15 protein-coding genes are annotated in these 20,144 nt (G+C 47.3%); 8 read left to right on the top strand and 7 right to left on the bottom strand.

Annotation, left to right across the window (positions count from 1 at the left end):
• Window positions 1-23: 23 nt before the first annotated feature.
• Together F0220_RS05980 and F0220_RS05985 are read right to left on the bottom strand one after the other, a co-directional pair.
• Complete coding sequence (locus F0220_RS05980) at window positions 24-284, bottom strand: NHLP leader peptide family RiPP precursor (protein WP_223199858.1); 261 nt, start codon at window positions 282-284, stop codon at window positions 24-26.
• A 36-nt stretch (window positions 285-320) separates the two neighbouring features.
• Window positions 321-1,268 carry a hypothetical protein gene (locus F0220_RS05985; RefSeq protein WP_105600802.1) on the bottom strand — a complete coding sequence of 316 codons (948 nt, stop codon included), beginning with the start codon at window positions 1,266-1,268 and terminating at the stop codon, window positions 321-323.
• 219 nt (window positions 1,269-1,487) lie between these two features.
• On the opposite strand from F0220_RS05985, the gene F0220_RS05990 reads away from it, so the two are divergent.
• On the top strand, window positions 1,488-2,225 hold the full coding sequence (locus F0220_RS05990; RefSeq protein WP_105600800.1) for a hypothetical protein: 738 nt from the start codon (window positions 1,488-1,490) through the stop codon (window positions 2,223-2,225).
• A gap of 38 nt (window positions 2,226-2,263) precedes the next feature.
• Here F0220_RS05990 and F0220_RS05995 read toward each other — a convergent pair whose 3' ends face one another.
• Together F0220_RS05995 and F0220_RS06000 are read right to left on the bottom strand one after the other, a co-directional pair.
• A complete protein-coding gene (locus F0220_RS05995) occupies window positions 2,264-3,517 on the bottom strand; it encodes an acyltransferase (RefSeq protein ID WP_105600799.1) in 1,254 nt (417 codons plus the stop codon).
• Window positions 3,518-3,656: 139 nt separating this feature from the next.
• On the bottom strand, window positions 3,657-4,652 hold the full coding sequence (locus F0220_RS06000; protein WP_105600797.1) for an LCP family protein: 996 nt from the start codon (window positions 4,650-4,652) through the stop codon (window positions 3,657-3,659).
• Window positions 4,653-4,836: 184 nt separating this feature from the next.
• Here F0220_RS06000 and F0220_RS06005 point away from each other — a divergent pair, with 184 nt between their 5' ends.
• From F0220_RS06005 to F0220_RS06025, 5 genes are all read left to right on the top strand, one after another.
• On the top strand, window positions 4,837-5,388 hold the full coding sequence (locus tag F0220_RS06005; protein WP_105600796.1) for an undecaprenyl-diphosphatase: 552 nt from the start codon (window positions 4,837-4,839) through the stop codon (window positions 5,386-5,388).
• 220 nt (window positions 5,389-5,608) lie between these two features.
• Entirely contained in the window at window positions 5,609-7,345 is a 1,737-nt protein-coding gene (locus F0220_RS06010) for a methyl-accepting chemotaxis protein (RefSeq protein WP_091015581.1), read from the top strand.
• Between the two features lie 341 nt (window positions 7,346-7,686).
• Complete coding sequence (locus F0220_RS06015) at window positions 7,687-10,680, top strand: glycoside hydrolase family 9 protein (protein ID WP_223199969.1); 2,994 nt, start codon at window positions 7,687-7,689, stop codon at window positions 10,678-10,680.
• Between the two features lie 86 nt (window positions 10,681-10,766).
• Window positions 10,767-14,042: a glycoside hydrolase family 48 protein gene (locus tag F0220_RS06020; RefSeq protein ID WP_105600793.1), complete on the top strand. Its 3,276-nt coding sequence runs from the start codon at window positions 10,767-10,769 to the stop codon at window positions 14,040-14,042.
• A gap of 528 nt (window positions 14,043-14,570) precedes the next feature.
• Window positions 14,571-15,365, top strand: a complete 795-nt coding sequence (locus tag F0220_RS06025; RefSeq protein ID WP_105600791.1) for a C40 family peptidase — start codon at window positions 14,571-14,573, stop codon at window positions 15,363-15,365.
• A gap of 120 nt (window positions 15,366-15,485) precedes the next feature.
• Here F0220_RS06025 and F0220_RS06030 read toward each other — a convergent pair whose 3' ends face one another.
• Window positions 15,486-16,394, bottom strand: a complete 909-nt coding sequence (locus F0220_RS06030) for an ArsR/SmtB family transcription factor (protein ID WP_105600789.1) — start codon at window positions 16,392-16,394, stop codon at window positions 15,486-15,488.
• A 179-nt stretch (window positions 16,395-16,573) separates the two neighbouring features.
• Here F0220_RS06030 and F0220_RS06035 point away from each other — a divergent pair, with 179 nt between their 5' ends.
• Window positions 16,574-18,079, top strand: a complete 1,506-nt coding sequence (locus tag F0220_RS06035) for an arabinosylfuranosidase ArfA (RefSeq protein ID WP_100526926.1) — start codon at window positions 16,574-16,576, stop codon at window positions 18,077-18,079.
• Window positions 18,080-18,194: 115 nt separating this feature from the next.
• Here the strand turns inward: F0220_RS06035 and F0220_RS06040 are convergent, their stop codons facing one another.
• Window positions 18,195-18,947, bottom strand: a complete 753-nt coding sequence (locus tag F0220_RS06040; RefSeq protein ID WP_105600788.1) for an MBL fold metallo-hydrolase — start codon at window positions 18,945-18,947, stop codon at window positions 18,195-18,197.
• 131 nt (window positions 18,948-19,078) lie between these two features.
• Here F0220_RS06040 and F0220_RS06045 point away from each other — a divergent pair, with 131 nt between their 5' ends.
• Window positions 19,079-19,510: an Lrp/AsnC family transcriptional regulator gene (locus F0220_RS06045; RefSeq protein WP_091015568.1), complete on the top strand. Its 432-nt coding sequence runs from the start codon at window positions 19,079-19,081 to the stop codon at window positions 19,508-19,510.
• Window positions 19,511-19,544: 34 nt separating this feature from the next.
• On the opposite strand, the gene F0220_RS06050 is transcribed toward F0220_RS06045, so the two are convergent.
• Window positions 19,545-20,045 (bottom strand): DUF5381 family protein, encoded by a 501-nt coding sequence (locus F0220_RS06050; RefSeq protein ID WP_105600786.1) that lies wholly within the window; start codon window positions 20,043-20,045, stop codon window positions 19,545-19,547.
• Between the last annotated feature and the right edge of the window lie 99 nt (window positions 20,046-20,144).

Consider the following 20,144-nt stretch of genomic DNA (forward strand, 5'->3'; position numbering starts at 1 on the left):
CCTACAAGATTAGCTCACCCAAATTAACTTCTCCAAGGTCCGCAATTCACATCATAATTTACTTTGGAAGGATTGGGAGGTATGACAAGCACATAGTCATTTTGCTGCTCCTCAACAGTACGTACCTGAATGTGCTCCGGAATTACGATGCCGAACGCTTCACGAAGCGCCTGCTTCGGATTGGAATGCAATTGTTGTCTGAAGTGCTCGTCAGTCCAGGCCTTTTCAATAATATCCTCATGCAACGTTTTCTCTGATACCATCATCGTCAACATTCCCTTCATATTTAGAATTAAACTGAACCAGCTTAGTCCTTATGCTCAGAATCCCAACTGTTGCTCGCTAATCCAGTGATGAAACCCGCCTTGGAGGAGCCGTTTCTTCCGTTGTGTAATGTCCTGAATAGCTTGTACTAAAGTGCTAGATAAATAAGAATTAAACGCTTCGAGATGCGATATTCCTAAGTTAGACGATGTTAGTGTGCGATTATAGTGATAAGCAATGTCTACGTAAGAGTTCATGAGTTGTGTATTGTATACATTGTCATGTATACGGTCGCTTAGAGGATGAACTGGATAGTTGTGATTCAGTGCTGCGGATATGTGGGAGAGGTAGCTGTTGTAGTTTCCATGCACAGCATCTTGTTGCGTGTCTGTGAAGTCATCGGTCATCTGGAGGGTCATGAGTGTGATGTTGATGGCAGAACACACCGGGATGATCCGGTCGGACTGATTCAGCAGAAGCAGTGCACCAGTAGCTCCAATGAGCAGAGGGGCAGCCTTTTGCGCAATCAACAAAGGATTCTGTTGGAAAAAATCAATGGAATGCTCACCCGTAACACTCACGGCCCAATCCACTACATATTGTCTGAAATAGACCCAGAACGTGGAGGAAGGATCGAATAATTCCGAGTAAGATTGAAGTGCATCCATGTAGTATAGATTACCAAGAGATAACTTCAATGTGGCATTCTCCGGTTGTTCATCCATCACGTCGTCCTGATTCAGAAAATATAACATGTGAATGAGACAGGCTGTACTTAATTGGTGTGCTTTCTCTGCGGGTAGTTTATCTGAGTGTTGCATCCAAAGTGGAATGATGTACCCGATGTAACTGTGTCCCGAATCTCGTAACAGCGGATTAACCGAACGAAGCTGCTCTAATGCATGTCCTGACAAGGGTTCGGGATATTCCCGTACGAGTTGTTCCGCTGAAGCAAACACGACCTCCAGATCGGATCTAAACGGATCTAACCAATCTTTCTGCATTATTACATATCGTCCTTCCTGCGATAAGGTGACTAAGGACTGTTCGACTAGATCATGAAGTTACATTCATTATAGCGGAAGTGAAATGAAAAAAATAGGATTTTTTGTGATCAATTGTGAGAAAAATGATGACTTTTTGTATTTTATGGCATAAAAAAGTGGATTTTAGGCTCAAACTAGGAAGGCACAGGATTTCGACATCGGAAAGGCGGCAGAAAAATGATAATGAAATGGAAAACATGGATGGCAGCCGGATTGGCAGCCGTAGTCATAACAGCAGCAACAGGACTTGTGGCATTTGCTGATCCAGCACTTCGAGTTGAGGAACATGACGATGCGTCTAGCGCTACTTCCTCAGGCAAACAAGCGAAGCCATGCATGCAGGCAGGACACGGTTTGTTTATGATTGGTGAAACGGCAGACCTGCTTGGGATTGGCCTTCGGGATCTGAAATCACAGATGGAGCTGGGTAAGACGTTGTCCCAGATTGCCAAAGAGCGCAAGGGGCTTAGTGAGGAGCAGTTATTGCAGAAGTTGAAGCCTACATTGGCGCAACGTCTGGATCAAGCTGTAGACGAAGGTTGTCTCACCAAGGAACAAGCTGCAGCTACGAAGGCGGACATGGATACCAAGTTGAAAAAGGTCATCAATACCCCGCTGCGTGATTTGCGGCGTGAATTTGCCCACCATGGCAAACGTTCCATGGTAGATAAAGGTGAAATCGCCCGTTTTATTGGAGTCACACCCGCTCAACTGCACGAGCAGCTTCAGGGAGGGAAATCTCTGGCTGAGATTGCTCAGGCAAAAGGCATTAGCGAAACGCAGCTGGTGGACAAGCTGAAGGAACAATTAACGGGTGATCTGAAGAGATTTGTGAATCAGAAGGGCAACGTGCATCCTGCCCCGGGTCCCCAGGAACCTGTTCCTGGACGATCAACTTCGAGTGAAGTGAAATAAAGAAGAGCGTCTCCATAAGGGGACGCTCTTCTTTTATTTTAAAACGGCTTACTCGTTCCCGGACTGCGAGTTGCGCCGGGTGACGGAGTTCGCTCAGGTGAGTTTCTTTTGTCCACAGCAGCTGTTGGATTGGGGGTTGAACGTGGTTTGCGCATTAACCCTACCGTGAAACGTGAGCCAGGAAGCTTGGATAATACCCAACTGATTGCAAGAGCAATACCAACCGTTACAAGGAACGATAGCAACGTTACAGGCAGATGCCATCCACTGAGTTGAAGCGGTCTGGTTACATAAGCGATCGCGTAGATCACCAGTGCATGAACCAGATATCCACCAAATGAATAGCGGCCAATCCAGGCTAGCAATCGCTGAAACCGTGTATCTTTGCCCTGCATCAGTACAAGGAAACCATACATCATAAGCATCTGAGCCATAATGATCAGGAATGTGGTTGGTTTCAGATAGGTGGAGATATTCAGATTAACAACATCTCCGGACCCACGCAGCACATCGTAACCAAGCCATATATACATCCCTATAAACAGACAGATCGTCCATGGCAGCACCTTCGTGGTCCAACTCCTCCAGCTATCCACTGACCAGGCACATACGGCACCCAGTAAAAAGTAGAACCAGTACATCACCCATGAATAGGAGCGATATTGCAGTAACGTTGACCAAGGCTCAGACATGGATTCTGTCCAGCCCCCCATATTATAGTAGGACCATTTCATAAGCAGGCCGTAGAATGCAGCTGCCAAGACAATGAGTGCCACAATGATTTGCATGGGCGTGAAACGTGAGGCGTTCTGGATACGTCTCTGGATGGTTTTTGCTCCTGTCCAGAACAGGGGGAACAGAATATAGAACTGAAACACCATAATGACAAACCAGAGATGATATCCCGTCTGCGGGACAAACAGTTCACGAATCAGACTGCGAAAATCCGGTATGCCTGCAAGCCAGAACGCGGGGGTGAAGATACGGACAGACAGCCAGTAGATCAGTGTCCATACAACAAACGGCATATAGATATCGCCAAATCGCTTTCGAATGAAGCGAGGATATTCCGGTTTGGTGTTACGATGATGGTAAAACAACATTACACCCGATAGAAATACAAACGTTGGCGTACCAAATCGGGTCAGATGATAAATCATGGTCAGCATAATGGAATCCGGTTGTTCAATATCAGCGCGATAGATATACTCAGCGATACTATGCTGCATAACGATGGCCAGAAAGGCAATGCCCCGCAGTTCGGTCCATTCTGCTATTCGCGGTTTTTTCACACGTAATCCTCCCTCCAGGAACCGGAGTTCATCATATAAGGGTACCCGTTAAACATTAAGGCTGCATTAAATGGAGAAAATAGGTACCAAAAAAAGACGGCTTCAGCCGTCTTCTCTGTTGATATATCTCATGCTTGTTTTAGTTCTGTTCCCCTGATGATGGAGTCTCTGAGGACTCGGCATCTTCTTCAAAAAGTTGCTGAATGTAGGACTGGAGTTTGGTCACATCAACACCCAGCACCTGAGCTGAGCCGACCAGTTCATTGGTGAGTAGTTTGTTCGGTGGAATCTGCTGCTGATCGATATCGTTCGCATGGATATCGAAGCCAAGTGATGCGAGTTTTAACATCTGGGTTGGACTAAGGTCTGTCTCAATATAGGGAGCGATGGCTTCCAGGATATCCGGGATTTTGAAAAGCGAAGTGGTGCTCTGCATTTTCTTGGCCAGCTCGGTCATGAAGATCCGCTGCCGTTCGGTGCGGGTAAAATCCGAGGTGGCATCATGCCGGAACCGAACATATTGCAGGGCGGTTTTGCCGTCCATATGCTGCAACCCTTTTTTCAAGTCAATGTCGTACATATGTTTATCAGCTTTACTGGTGTAATACATGTCTTTCTCCACGTCAATCTCAATACCGCTTACCGCATCAACGAGTGCCATGAAACCTGTAAAGTCTGTGTAGACATAATGCTGAATGGGAATACCGAGCAGATCACTGACAGTTTGTTTGGTCAGCTCCGCACCCCCGTAGGAAAAGGCTGCATTAAGTCTGCTTTTGCCATGCCCTGGAATGGCTACATAGGTATCACGCAGTACGGAGAATAGATGGGCTTTCTTGGTGACCGGATCAATGGAAGCGACCATGACGGAATCTGAGCGTCCTGCATCGTCGCCTCTTGAGTCTCCACCAAGGAGCAGAATGTTCACCCGTTCCTGGCCCTCCCATCTGGGAATCGTTGTAGATGGTGTGTCTGAATCGCTGTCTGTGCCGGAAGAGGACGAGTTGGATGAAGTCCCGGAAGCCGTGGAGATGCTATTGGCAAAATGAACAATCGAATATCCGTAATATACAACGACACCTGTAATCGCAAGTGCCAGGGTCAGGGCTGTACCCCATAACCATTTTTTAAGCATAATCTTCACCTTTCTATGATTGAACTGATATGTAACCCAGACTAGTTTAACAAAAAGAAAGCAAAATGTCCCCTTTGATTTCGTAACTTCGGTCAATGTGAGGATTGTTTGACAAATAGTTAGTGTATATTTATTATGTAAAAAATAATCTTGTTTTGTGTAATGGGGGTATTGAAAGCCAGTTATGAATCAATCACTATTTAATTGGATTAATCAGTTTGCAGACCAAATACCGTTTCTGGACTGGTTTATGATCACATCATCCGAGTATGCGGTTTGGGTCATGATTGCACTGCTCGTTATCGTATGGTTTCTCGGCGATCCATCGAAACAACGCATTGTTTTTTATGCCTGTGTGGCTTCCATTGTAGCGCTAGTTCTGGCCAAATGGGGGATATCACCAGCGGTCGGTCATCCAAGACCTTTTGTAGAAGGGACTGTGCATCAGCTGGTTGCCCATGTACCTGATCCTTCTTTTCCAAGTAAACATGCTTCCTTTGTATTTGCTCTAGCGGCTGCTTCATTCTTTATTGGACGTCGCTTCGGGTTATGGATGTTGTTACTCGCTGTGTTGACAGGGGTGTCGCGTGTATATGTTGGTGTGCATTATCCAGGAGATATTCTGGGAGGATTCATGCTCGGAAGTCTGTTTAGTGTGGTTCTGATTACAACCCGCAATTATACCAAGTCGATTCCCGACTTCTTCATTAACATACACCGACGTGTTTTTCGTTAGCGATTGAAAGAAATGTCTAGTGAATTGATGGTAGTTATTATTAATGAAAGAAGCCTCATATCTCTGGTTCTGCCAAAGATGGGAGGCTTTTTTTTGCTTTATTTTCGAAGTTACATGAAATTTCTAGAAATTGAATTCTAACATCTACAATTCATGACTAGAGGTGACGATATATTATTCATATGCATTAGTTTATGCGCTAAGTTGAGGAGTGGGACACATGGAAGACACGCGGGGGAATAAGTTGGGGATATTCAAGTTAACGATTCGAGGCAAGTTACTGACTGGTTTTTTAATCGTGGTGGCTCTGCTGGTTGTTGTAAGCGTCTATGCGTTAGTCCAGATCCATCAAATGTCAAACAAAGCTAATGATGTGGATCAGACCTGGATGCCGAGTGTAAGCCTCTTGGGCTTGATGAATGGTGACGTATCAGACGTAGAACGATTGGCGCTGGCGATTATCGTTGAACAAAACGAAGAAGAAAACGTCAAGGTGAATGAAGCGTTAAAGTTGCTCCTCACGAAGATTGAAGATGAGCGTAAACAGTTGCTAACGTTCATTGAGAGCAATGATGAAGCGATGAAGCTCTACAATGATTTCAGTACGAATTATGATGCTTATGTGGAGAAAATGCCAGCATTCATAGAATTCGGTATTGCAAATAACTATGAAGAAGCAAGTAGACTGCACACTGAAGCCTATCCAATGTGGTACACAGCAAACGACTCTATCACCAAGTTAATCACTTTAGGTAATGAAGGATCGCAAGCCGCAACGGGTGAGTCTGTCGTGATGGCGGAGAATACATTTAATGTGATTTTGGCAGTGACGATTTTTGCCTTCCTGGTCGCGATATTCATTGCATTCTTCATTGCAAGCATCATCTCACGTCCAATCAAAAAGATGAATGAAGCGGCCATGGCTATTGCCAATGGTGATCTCACGGGTGAGACGATTGTGCTCAAGAACAAAGACGAATTGGGAATGCTGGCGGCTTCCTTCAATACCATGAGTGGCAATTTGCGCTCCATGATTGAATCAGTATCAATGACTTCGGAACAGGTAGCGGCTTCATCGGAGGAGCTTCTTGCAAGTGCAGAGCAAAATACTCAAGCCTCGGAACAGATTTCCCAAACGGTTGAGGAACTGGCTGTAGGCACGTCGGATCAGGTGGATATTGTGAAGCGCTCTTCACAGGCAATGAATGAGATGGCTCTCGGATCAGAGCAGATTGCCGAGCTTGCTCAGAGTGTATCCGTATCTGCTGTAGATGCGGCGAATCAATCTTCCGAAGGAAATATGATTATTCAGCAAGCGGTTGAACAGATGGGTTCTGTTCGAAATTCCATTGCTTCGCTTACAGAATTGGTTACAGGGCTGGGGGAACGTTCAGCAGAGATTGGTACCATCACCGAGGTAATCAACAACATTGCCCGGCAGACCAATCTGCTTGCACTGAATGCAGCCATTGAAGCCGCACGAGCAGGAGAGCATGGACGTGGTTTCGCCGTAGTTGCGGGAGAAGTGCGGAAGCTCGCTGAGGAATCTTCTACATCTGCGCAACGAATTACGGATCTGGTTCAATTGATTCAGAAAGATACGGATCATGCTGTTCAGGCAGTCAAAGTGAACAGCAGTGAGACAGAAGCAGGAATCGAGATGGTTACTGCGGCAGGACAAGCGTTTGAGCAGATCTCGGATGCGGTCAACAAAGTTGCGGGTGAAATCCAGGAAGTGTCTGCAGGTTCAGAGGAAATGTCGGCGAGTACAACTGAGGTTGTAGGATATGTAAGTCAAATTTCCAACATTGCTGGAGAGGCAGCGGGCGGGGTTCATAATGTATCTGCCGCAACTCAGCAGCAGTTGGCTTCGATGGAAGAGATTGCTTCATCCGCAGGTTCATTATCCAAAATGGCCGAAGAACTGCAGGAGCAGATTAACAAGTTCAAAGTGTAACCAATAAGATGTTCTGACACCTAAGGTGTACAGAAACATACTGATGAGATGGTCAGAATACCACTCGATCTGTGGTTTCGATTACAGCAAGGGCGAGAAGCTGTTTCTCTAACGCGCATATGCGTTAGAGAAACAGCTTTTTTTGTCGCATGACGCAGAGCAGGTCACAACAATGTTATTTCAGAAGTCACCAACGCTTATATAGCTGGTGAAACAAACGGCTATAATGGTAATTAATGGTGGAACTTACACTCAAATACACCATGGGGAGGAGAGATATAAACTTGCAGTCCAGAGTAATGCATACGGAATATTGATGAAGAGGAGATGAATAGTTGAACATGAAGGGGAGCTGGTGGAGACGAGTCGCTATGATCGCGTTATCGGCAGGACTACTGGCAGGAAGTTTATCGATGGGCACAGGAATTCGTAAGGCGGATGCGGCCGCCGGAAATCAGAACTATGCTGAAGCACTGCAAAAGGCCATTTATTTCTATGAGGCACAGCGTTCGGGTCCGTTGCCAGCCAGTAATCGGGTCGAATGGCGCGGTGATTCGGGCATGCAGGATGGAGCTGATGTAGGCGTTGATCTGACCGGAGGATGGTATGATGCCGGAGATCATGTGAAGTTTGGTTTTCCGATGGCTGCTTCCGCAACGATGCTCGCCTGGTCTGTCGTGGAATACAGTGACGGATATGATCAGGCCGGACAACTGGAGGAGATCAAGGATAATATCCGATGGGCGACCGACTATTTTATGAAAGCGCATACGAAACCAAATGAATTATGGGGACAAGTGGGGGCAGGCAATACCGACCATGCCTGGTGGGGACCCGCAGAAGTTATGCAGATGAACCGTCCTTCGTTCAAGATTGATGCTTCATGCCCGGGCAGTGATCTGGCGGCAGAAACAGCTGCAGCGCTGGCAGCGTCATCGATTGTATTTGCAGATGATGATCCGGCATATTCGGCCAGACTGCTTCAACATGCCAAAGAGCTGTACAACTTTGCAGATACGTATCGTGGGGAATACACCGATTGTATCACGGATGCCGCAGCGTTCTATAACTCGTGGACAGGATACGAAGACGAGCTGGCATGGGGTGGCGCATGGCTTTATTTAGCTACTAATGATAGCGCTTACTTGTCCAAAGCCATTGCAGCTACGGACCGTTGGTCTTCTAGCGGAGGCTCAGCCAATTGGCCGTATACCTGGACACAAGGTTGGGACAGTAAACATTATGGTGCCCAGATCCTGCTTGCCCGAATTACATCCAGTTTGAACATGCCGGAGGCGACGAGATTTATTCAGTCGACTGAGCGTAATCTGGATTATTGGACGGTTGGAGTCAATGGGACACGAGTCAAGTATACGCCAGGAGGTCTGGCGTGGCTGGATCAGTGGGGCTCGCTCCGATATGCAGCGAATGCATCCTTTATTTCTTTTGTATACTCCGACTGGGTCAGTGATCCTGTGAAAAAGTCAAGATATCAGGATTTTGCTGTCTCACAGATGAATTATATTCTGGGCGATAATCCGCGTCAGAGCAGTTATGTGGTCGGATATGGGCAAAATGCACCTCAACATCCGCATCATCGGACCGCTCACGGTTCATGGCTGAATAACGAAGATATCCCGGCTAACCATCGCCACATTCTGTATGGTGCCATGGTCGGTGGCCCGGATGCATCGGATGGATATACCGATGATATCGGGGATTACGTGAGTAATGAGGTCGCAACCGATTACAATGCTGGTTTTACCGGCGCACTGGCAAAGATGAATTTGCTATTTGGTCAGAATCATCAGCCCCTTGCGAACTTCCCTGCACCTGAGGTGAAGGGAGATGAGTTCTTTGTGGAGGCTGCGATCAAATCATCAGGTGCCAATTATACGGAAATCAGAGCACAGCTTAATAATCGTTCCGCTTGGCCTGCCCGAATGGGAGATCAACTGTCTTTTAAGTATTTCCTGGATTTGAGTGAAGTGTATGCTGCCGGACGTACGGTATCGGACGTGCAAGTGACAACCTCCTATACGGAGGGAGCGACGGTATCCCAACCCGTTGTGGTGAATGCAGCCCAGCATATCTATGCGATTACGGCGAACTTCGGTAATACGAAGATCTATCCAGGTGGGGAAGGGAATTATCGTAAAGAAGTACAGTTCCGCATTACAGGCCCACAGGGTGCATGGAATGCCAGCAATGATCATTCGTTCCAGACGCTGACCACAGGCACTCCTGTGAAGAGCACATACCTTCCAGTCTATGATGCAGGGGTGAAGGTGTATGGACAAGAACCTGGTGTTACACCAGTCACGGTTCCAGGCGCACCTGCTGGCGTGCAGGCTGTAGGGGGAAGCAGTCAGGTTAACCTGACTTGGGCCGCTGTATCCGGGGCCGAATCGTATACGGTGAAACGTTCCGAGGTGAGTGGAGGACCATATACAACTGTTGCGACAGGGGTTAATGGATTGACCTACACAAACACGGGACTGACCAACGGGACGACTTATTATTATGTAGTGACTGCTGTGAATTCAGCAGGGGAATCATCGGGTTCTGTGCAGGTGTCGGCTACCCCGCAAGCAGCTTCGACGGTGCCGGGAGCACTGACTTTAAGTGGGATAGCTGGTAATGCGCAGTCGGTCCTGACTTGGACAGCAGCCTCGGGCGCTACTAGCTATAAGGTACAACGTTCGGTGGCAGGTGGGACGTATGCAGATGTGGCAACCGGATTGTCCGTGTTGACTTACACCGATACAACAGCGCTGAATGGCACCACGTACAATTACCGGATTGCAGCCATGAATGCGAACGGACAGACACTGTCCAATGTCCTGGCACTGACGCCTTCTGCACCTCCGGTGACGAACGGTACACTCGAAGTGCAGTACCGCAGCGGAGGGTCCGGGAATTCAAGTAATGCGGTGACTCCGCAGTTCAACGTTAAGAATACCGGATCACAGGCGATTGATCTCAGTACCGTGAAGATCCGATATTATTTCACCAAGGATGGTGCGGATCAAATGACCTTCTGGTGTGATTATGCCGAGATGGGCACGGCCAATGTTGAAGGTACATTTGTCGCAGTGAATCCGGCGAAGGGTACCGCAGATACGTATCTGGAGATTAGCTTCAAGTCGGGAGCAGGCAGTTTGGCCGCTGGAGCAGAGACCGGCGTGATTCAGGCACGCTTTTCCAAAAATAACTGGAGCAATTTCGATCTAAGTAATGATTATTCCTATGATGCTTCCAAGACGGCTTTTGCCGCATGGAACAAGGTAACCGGGTATCAGGGAAACACCAAAGTATGGGGCTTGGAGCCGTAACTGGCTGAATCATCAGCCAAAGAGCAGCATGGGCAGACCAACAGCACTTATATTCAATTTCCATTATTCCAGGGAGGTATATATTCATGTTGAAATCAGCTGCGAAAAAAAGTTTAACAGCCATGCTGGCGGGAACCGTCATGTTGACCGGATACACCGGACTCTGGGCAGGGCCGCAAACAGCACATGCCGCAGATCAGGCCATTGAGATTCAGGCAGACAGCATTAATGAAGTTCGGTTTTTGCAATTATATGATCAGTTGAAAGATCCGGCGAACGGATATTTTTCGCCAGAGGGTCTACCGTATCATTCCATTGAGACACTGTTGAGTGAGGCCCCAGATTATGGTCATATGACGACGTCCGAGGCATACAGTTACTGGCTGTGGTTGGAAACCATGTATGGCCACTACACGGGAGATTGGTCCCAATTGGAAGCAGCTTGGGACAGTATGGAGAAATACATTATCCCGGTCAACGAAGGTGACGGCAAGGAAGAGCAGCCTACGATGAGCTCATATAACCCGAACAGTCCTGCTACGTATGCAGCGGAAAAACCTTTCCCTGATCAATATCCATCGCAACTTAATGGTCAGTATGCAGCGGGTAAAGACCCAATTGATGCTGAACTGAAGGCGACCTATGGTAACAATCAGACCTATCTCATGCACTGGCTGGTCGATGTGGATGACTGGTATGGGTATGGCAACCTGTTGAATCCATCACATACGGCTACCTATGTGAACACGTTCCAGCGTGGGGAGCAGGAGTCTGTGTGGGAAGCCATTCCGCATCCATCCCAGGATGATAAATCTTTTGGTAAGGCAAACGAAGGTTTCATGAGCTTGTTCACCAAGGAAACGCAGGTACCGTCAGCACAATGGCGTTACACTAACGCAACGGATGCCGATGCCCGTGCTGTACAGGTACTATATTGGGCGAAGGAGATGGGATACAACAATCCGGAATATCTGGATAAAGCGAAGAAGATGGGGGACTATCTGCGCTATGGCATGTATGATAAATACTTCCAGAAAATTGGAAGTGCAAAGAGCGGTACACCAACTCCGGGTACAGGAAAGGATTCCAACATGTATCTCATGGCTTGGTATACGTCTTGGGGCGGTGGATTGGGTCAAGGTGGGGATTGGGCTTGGCGCATTGGAGCGAGCCATACCCATCAGGCTTATCAAAACCCGGTTGCAGCGTATGCTTTGTCTGATCCGGCAGGCGGCCTGATTCCGAAATCAGCAACAGCGAAGGCAGATTGGAATGCTACGCTGAAACGTCAGTTGGAATTCTACACTTGGCTACAATCTCATGAAGGAGCTATCGGCGGGGGAGCAACGAACAGTCTGGATGGTTCCTACAAAGCCTATCCGGCAGGCGTAAGTACATTCTACGACATGGCTTATCAGGAGGCACCTGTATATCGTGATCCGGATTCCAACACCTGGTTTGGATTCCAGGCATGGCCGCTGGAGCGTGTAGCCGAGATGTACTATATTCTTGCGGAGAGCGGTGATTTGACCTCTGAGAACTTCCAGATGGCCAAGAAGGTAATCACGAAGTGGATCGACTGGAGTAAGGATTATGTATTTGTAGGTGAGCGTCCGGTGACGGATGCGCAAGGTTATTATCTGAATGCGGCTGGACAGCGCATTGTAGGTGGAACTAATGTTCAGGTAGCAACAACGCCGGCGCCGGGAGAGTTCTGGATTCCGGGTGGTCAGGAATGGCAGGGTCAACCGGACAAATGGAATGGATTCAGTTCGTTCACGGAAAATCCGAACTTCCGTGTAACGACCAAAGATCCAGTGCAGGACACAGGAGTTCTGGGAAGTTACGTTAAAGCTCTGACCTTCTTCGCAGCGGGAACACAGGCAGAGAACGGCACACTTAGCGCGGAAGGCCAAGAAGCCAAGGATTTGGCCGAGGCTCTGCTGGATACAGCTTGGGATTACAATGATGGTGTGGGGATTGTTACGGAAGAAGAGCGTAAAGACTACTTCCGCTTCTTTGCCAAAGAGATCTATATCCCGGCGAACTGGTCTGGAACCTTTGGTCAAGGCAATACGATTCCAGGTACAGCAGGTGTACCTTCCGATCCGGCGAAAGGTGGCAATGGCGTATACATTGGATACTCCGATCTGCGTCCGGCCATCAAGCAAGATCCGGCATGGGCTTACCTGGATAATCTGTACAAAACGTCATACAACACAACCACGAAACAGTGGGAAAACGGTGCACCTACCTTTACGTATCACCGGTTCTGGTCACAGGTGGATATGGCTACAGCGTACGGTGAGTATGATCGTCTCCTCGGAGATTCGGATAGTCCGGAAGTGGAAGTACCCGCTGCTCCTGCTGGCGTAACAGCAACTGGAGGAAGTGAGCAAGTGGTTCTGAATTGGAACGCAGCCGCTGGTGCAGCCTCGTATACCGTGAAACGTGCAGAGGTTAATGGTGGTCCTTATACGTCTGTAGCGACAGGGGTCACAGGATCAACATTCACGGATACAGGCTTGACCAACGGCACAACGTATTATTATGTCATCACTGCGGTGAATGCCGTAGGTGAGTCTGCACCGTCGACACAGGCATCTGCAACACCACTCGCAGGTATCGTTGTGCCAGGCGTATTCAACCTTACTGGAACGGCTGGCGATGCCCAGGCGGTACTGACATGGACTGCATCAACTGGAGCATCAAGTTATAAGGTACAACGTTCGGTAGGTACCGGGGCATATGCTGATCTGGCGACAGGTTTGACCGCACTAACGTATACCGATGCTACAGCGGTGAATGGTACGGCTTATAATTATAGAGTCGTAGCCGTTAATACGAGTGGTCAGACGAATTCAAATGTATTGGTGTTGACACCATTAGCACCTCCAATCACAACGGGAACGCTTGAAGTACAGTACCGTAATGGTAGTTCAGGAACTTCGGTCAATGCGATTACCCCACAATTTAATGTGAAGAATACAGGTACAACTGCTGTGGACTTGAGCAAAGTGAAGGTCCGGTATTATTTCACCAAGGATAGTGCCGCTGATCTGAGTTTCTGGTGTGATTATGCACAGATTGGCAGTGGTAATGTAGAAGGACATTTTGTTTCGATAGATCCGGCCAAGGGCACGGCAGATACGTATCTGGAGATTGAATTCAAAGCAGGTGCCGGCAGTTTGGCCGCAGGTGCCGAAACCGGAATCATCCAGGGACGTTTCTCGAAAAACAACTGGACGAATTTTGATCAAACGAATGATTATTCCTTTGATTCCACCCAAACGGCCTTCAGTGCCTGGACAAAAGTGACAGCTTATCAGGATGGCGCAAAGGTATGGGGAATTGAACCTTAAATGAGTTGATCGACCAGCTGTAGAGTGATGTTACTCATCATACAGGTTAAGCCGGGGAGAAATCCCTGGCTTTTCTTTTTTTTATGGAAAAGTAAAAATGAAATACGAAATAATCAAACGGACACTGCTGATAAATCGATCCGTATCGAGGCTGGAGGCCAAAATGTGAATTTGGGGAACGGTAATCGGCAAATGAATCATAGTAATGTTTACCATATTTGATATTTTAAACATTAAAATCTAGGCCATATGGCATATACCCTGAATGAGAAACGACCTAACTCTTTTATCACGGTAAAATGAAGCATATCAAATAGTTACAATAATTTAACCTTTCAAAAAGAAGGGATCAGCAGTGAATTTTTCCAGCAGGTTATGGACACACCCTAATACTTAGTGCTCAAGTTCGCCTATATCAATACAGGACTTTCGACTGATGAACGTTATGGATAGCCCGTTTACAATGGGGCAAGCCCGGGAGAACCAAGCCAGGTTAAAATTCTGTAACATCAGGGGGAACTCGACATCATGAACTGGAAAAAAACGATTATTACGGCAAGTGTCACAGCATCGATGCTGATGGGAAGTCTGACAACAGGAGCACTAACGGCACAGGTATCGGCAGCTGCTGTTAACAATTCACAAGTAAAAGTAATTTGGGGCGTAAACCTACGCACAACACCTTCTTCTTCTGCAAAGATTGTTCGCATGGTCGCTAAAGGGGAAACGGTAACGGTGCTTCAGCAATCCGGTTCGGATTGGTATAAGATTAAGGATTCTGCTAACCGGACAGGCTACATATCTTCTTCATCCAAATACACACAAGCGATTAGTGGCGGCACAAGCGGATCGGGTTCGAATAGTGGTACATCGGTGACCGGCAATGCATCTGTAGAAAAAGTGATTGCAGCGGGAATGAAATATTTGGGAACACCTTATGAGTTCGGAGCCAGTCGTAACAGCACAGCTACTTTTGACTGTTCCAGCTTTGTACGTCAAGCCTTCATTGATGCACTTGGCATCAAGCTTCCAGCGGATTCCCGCAAACAGGGAGACTATGTAAAAGCCAAGGGTACAGTTCAGACGAACTGGAAAAACCTGAAACGCGGCGATCTGATGTATTTCATGTCATATAAAGGCAGCTCTGCATCATCGTATTCGGGTGTGAATAAATCTACTGCAACGATTACTCATACAGGGATTTACCTGGGCGACGGCAAGGTATTACATACGTATTCCAACGCTGGCGGTGGTGTAACAACTAGTGATATCTCCGGCAAACACTGGGAGTATCGCTTCCTGTTTGGTGGCAGTGCGCTGTAGGTTAGAACAAGAATCTTCTTAAATAATCCACGCATGTTCATATGCATACAAAACACCTCCCATTCTGCCTTTGACAGGCGAGTAGGAGGTGTTTTGGTGTTATTTATTATTTTGAAGAACTCAATCGTGATAGTACAGTCGGAACAGGATATCCTGATTGTAGTTGCCGAATCCCTCGCCATATAAGGTAAGCCCGCCTACATGTTGAGCATCTTCCTCCACCGAAAGACGAAGAGTCCATTGGTTGCGTTCGACCGGGATATCTGCGAGTGTAATGTCGGATAGATGTTGTCCATCAATAAACGTACCCTCATGGGTAATTCGCAGTACCTTGAGCATGCCGTACTGATTGACACTGTCACTCCACCATTCCGGGGTGAACATGCCACGTCCGTTGCCTGAATCTCCAGGGCTTGTCCATTCCCCTAATCGGATGCCATTCAGCATGAATGTAATATCCGAGGGCCAATTTGGATTCACCGAAGGTGCTTCTGATCCGATCTCAAGGGACAATTCAATGGCATTGATCTGCTGTCCGGATAAGATATAGTTTGGAATTTTGTACTCCACAAACCCACGTCCAAACCATAAAATATGGGCATGCATCCGCTCAGGGTCGAGGAAATAACGAGGGTCATCATACTGACCGATAACATGATTGGACGTAGCCAGACCACATGTCGGATAGACGTCAAAGTGAGTATAGTGTCCCACAGGGACGGAAACCTCGTGCAGCTTGCGGGCAGTCCCGCTTTCCTGCGGCATGGAGATGCCAATCCAGTCTACAGCAAGGCTGTTCATTTTATGTGTACCGCCGTCTTTACGTATCATTTTGGACTGAATAATGCCCACATCCTGAAGTTTGCGGACATGCATGGTCACGATGGCACTACTCAGACCCAGTGAAGCAGCAAGGTCCTTCACATTCATCGGAGTCTCTGCAACAAGGCGGATGATCTGTAGACGGACTTCACTGGCAAGTGCTTCATATAGGGGTAGCCATTCGGCATCGGTATTTGCTCTGATCACAGTTGTTCCTCCATTTTATCTGTATAGAATTAAGTTAAACATAAATTCAGTAAAAAGAATAACATTTTGCAAAATTCAGGTTGAAATTAAGGCTATAATCGATTTTAATATAAATATGAACGTTGATCCATAGAATATCAATTAATTTTTATATTAATCTTAGGGAGTTGAAATTCATTATGGAAAAAGCAAAAATGACGGTAGATAAAGATTTTACAATTGGTGTAGTGGATAAGCGCTTGTACGGATCATTTATTGAGCATCTGGGACGTGCCGTCTACGGCGGGATTTACGAGCCGGGGCATCCATCAGCGAACGAACAGGGTTTCCGCACGGATGTGCTGGAGATGGTCAAAGAGTTGAATGTACCGATTGTACGTTATCCTGGAGGTAATTTTGTATCCGGTTACAATTGGGAAGATTCGGTTGGACCTGTGTCAGAACGCAAACGCAGACTGGAACTGGCCTGGAGAACGATTGAGACCAATGAATTTGGCTTCAACGAATTCGTGGACTGGGCGAAACAGGCTAATTCTGAAGTCATGATGGCCGTTAATCTGGGGACACGGGGTACGGATGCAGCTCGCAACATTGTGGAATACAGCAACCATCCAGAAGGTTCGTATTATAGTGATCTTCGCATCAAACATGGATACAAGCAGCCACATGCGATCAAAACATGGTGTCTGGGCAACGAGATGGATGGTCCTTGGCAAATTGGTCACAAAACGGCAGATGAGTATGGACGGTTAGCTGTTGAAGCAGCAAAAGTCATGAAGTGGACGGACCCGACGATTGAGCTGGTAGCCTGCGGAAGTTCGAATCTGAATATGCCATCATTCCCGGAATGGGAAGCAACGGTGCTGGATCATACGTATGATCACGTGGAGTATCTTTCCTTGCATCAATACTACGGCAATCAAGAGCAAGATACGCCAACGTTCCTGGCACGCTCGCTTGAAATGGATCGTTTTATCGATACCGTGAAGGCAACTTGTGATTATATCAAAGCGAAGAAACGCAGCAAAAAAACGATGTATCTGTCCTTTGATGAGTGGAATGTATGGTATCACTCCAATGAAAATGATTCGAAGATGGACCCTTGGCAGATTGCTCCGCCACAGCTGGAGGATATCTACAATCATGAGGATGCACTGCTTGTTGGATGTATGTTGATCAGTATGCTCAAACATGCGGATCGGGTTAAAATGGCATGTCTGGCACAACTCGTTAACGTAATTGCACCAATCATGACAGATACGGGCGGTGGCTCATGGAGACAGACAATTTTCTATCCATTTATGCATACGTCCCTCTTCGGGCGTGGAACAGCATTGGTGCCATTGATCCAGTCTCCAAAATACGATACAAAACAAATCACAGATGTTCCTTATCTGGAAGCTATTGCGGTCCATAACGAAGAGCAGGGTGAAGTGACTGTATTCGCAGTCAACCGTCATCTGGAAGAATCCCTTCCGCTCGAAGTGGATCTGCGCAGCTTCGGGAAGTGTACCGTGATCGAGCATATCGTGCTGGAGAGTGATGACCTCAAAGCATCTAATACGGCAGCACAACCAAACCGCGTTGCTCCTCATAATCGCGGAGGTGCAGTTGTATCTGATACTCTAATTACGGCGAGCTTGGCGAAAGCATCATGGAACGTAATCCGTTTGAAAGTCCAGTAATGGTCAGAGTGTTTCTTGAATCAAAAAAAGCTGAGTGCGAGTTCATCGCATCCAGCTTTTTTTCGTTGTATTTATAGGGAAAGGAATGCATCGGAGGTGCGTACGCGCTTTCGCTTTAAAACTCAAAACTTTCGCCATCACGCGGAATGAGCACCTGACCATCCATCTGCTCGGATGCCAGATAAGTCGCAAGATCCGTACGAGACATCATACAATGATTAATCGCATCCATGTGCACGGCGATGACATGAGCAGACGGCGCATGGCGCTTCACGGCTACAACGTCAGGCCCGTCCATTGTAATGGGATCACCCTCCAGGAAGCGTGCGCCTCCGGCATTCACAACAATGACATCAGGCGTATATTGACGAATGGCCTCAGCAGGTTCTTCACACCAGATGGTATCCCCAGCGATATAGGTGACGGGTTCCCCGTCTGCTTCAAGTACGAAACCGGACACGTTGCCCATACGTTCTCCGATTTCACCTGTACCATGATGCCCGGATGTACGGGCGAATCGGACAGAGTGATGCTCATGTTTTTCATCTACAGCTGTTACATTTGTGAATCCGGCACCCAAAAATACATTTTCATCCCCGGGCTGGCAGAACAGAGGAATGTCTTTATCAAGTTGTTTCGCTGCTGCTTCATCCCAGTGATCCGGATGGGTGTGTGTCACAATCAACAGATCCGGATTCAGGTAATCCGTTTCGGTTTCAGGCAGAGCTACTCTTGGATTACGTAACTCATTGGGTGTATTGGGGATTGCGGGGATGACTTCGGCGTCCATCAGCATTGGATCAACGAGAATGTTAAGCCCTCCGTATTCCAGCCACAGTGTTGCATTGCGAATCAATTGAATTTTCATTATATTTGCACTCCTTCGGGTTGTTTAATAGTATTACCCTATATGGTATACAACCCGTTTAACGTAGTACATAACATGATGAATGGAATTAGGCTATGCTAATTTCACCGTGAAAGGATTGCTGAAGCAAGATGAATGAAATGATAGATGACACGGATATCCGTATTTTGCAGATCCTGATTCAGGATGCCAAACGTTCTCACAAAGAGATCGGTGAACAGGTTCATCTCACGGGACAGGCCGTCGGTGCAAGAGTGCGGAAGCTGCAAGATCTGGGTGTGATTGAAGGGTATACGGTAAAATGGAACCCGGAACGCCTGGGCCTCGGCCTACAGGCATTTGTCACGGTTTTCTTGAACTCCGGTGACAGACATGCTGCCTTTCGTACATTCATTGCTGATCGTAAGGACATCGTTGAAGTCCATCGCGTCAGCGGGGAAGGCTGTTATCTGATGAGAGTGCAGACCGGCACCACAGAGCAGCTTGGCCAACTGCTTGAAGCATTGCTACCTTACGGCAATTACAAAGTCAGCCTGTCCATAGGTGTAGAGAAATCACAGTGATATGTGGGGAGCTTGTCCTCATCCATCCCGGTACTCAACGATCCTGCTTCTGTTCTTGCAAAGTCTCCTGAAGAAAAGTCACAGCCTGGTTCAGCTCTTTTTTGCTCAGCAGATGATCTGTCTGAATATGAGAACGTGTGCCGTCCTTCAGGAACAGAACGATCATGGGAGAAGCAGACAGGAGCCACTTGCTGCGGGCAGGTGAGGCGAGTTCAACTTTGCGAATCTGGCTCCAAGAAATCTTCCGTTTGCCCATGCTCAACACATCATCATTCCAGGATAACAACACGGCAGGGGTTCTGGTTAGTCGTGACACAAACATGAAGAATAGTGGTCCAATCAACCACATACCCAGTACGGCTGCGATGAAATAGTATATCGTCTCAAGTCTTTCGGCTTGTCCGTCCACGATGATCCATAATAAGCTCACGCACAAGAGAAGGAACAGGAAGCATAAACTTCCTTTCCATAGAGCTGTGCTGCGTCGGTAACGAATCTGCTGATGGTCACGCTTGGGTGTTTCGGGTTGATGCATAGATGTTCCTCCTAATTAACAATGCTGATCGATATGCCAAACGTGCCGCCTGCATAAGCAGAGCGGCATGTTCAACGTTATTGGCTATAACACAGAAGA

Origin of the sequence: Paenibacillus sp. 37 (assembly GCF_008386395.1) — a bacterium.
In the GTDB taxonomy this organism is placed as follows: Bacteria; Bacillota; Bacilli; order Paenibacillales; family Paenibacillaceae; genus Paenibacillus; species Paenibacillus amylolyticus_B.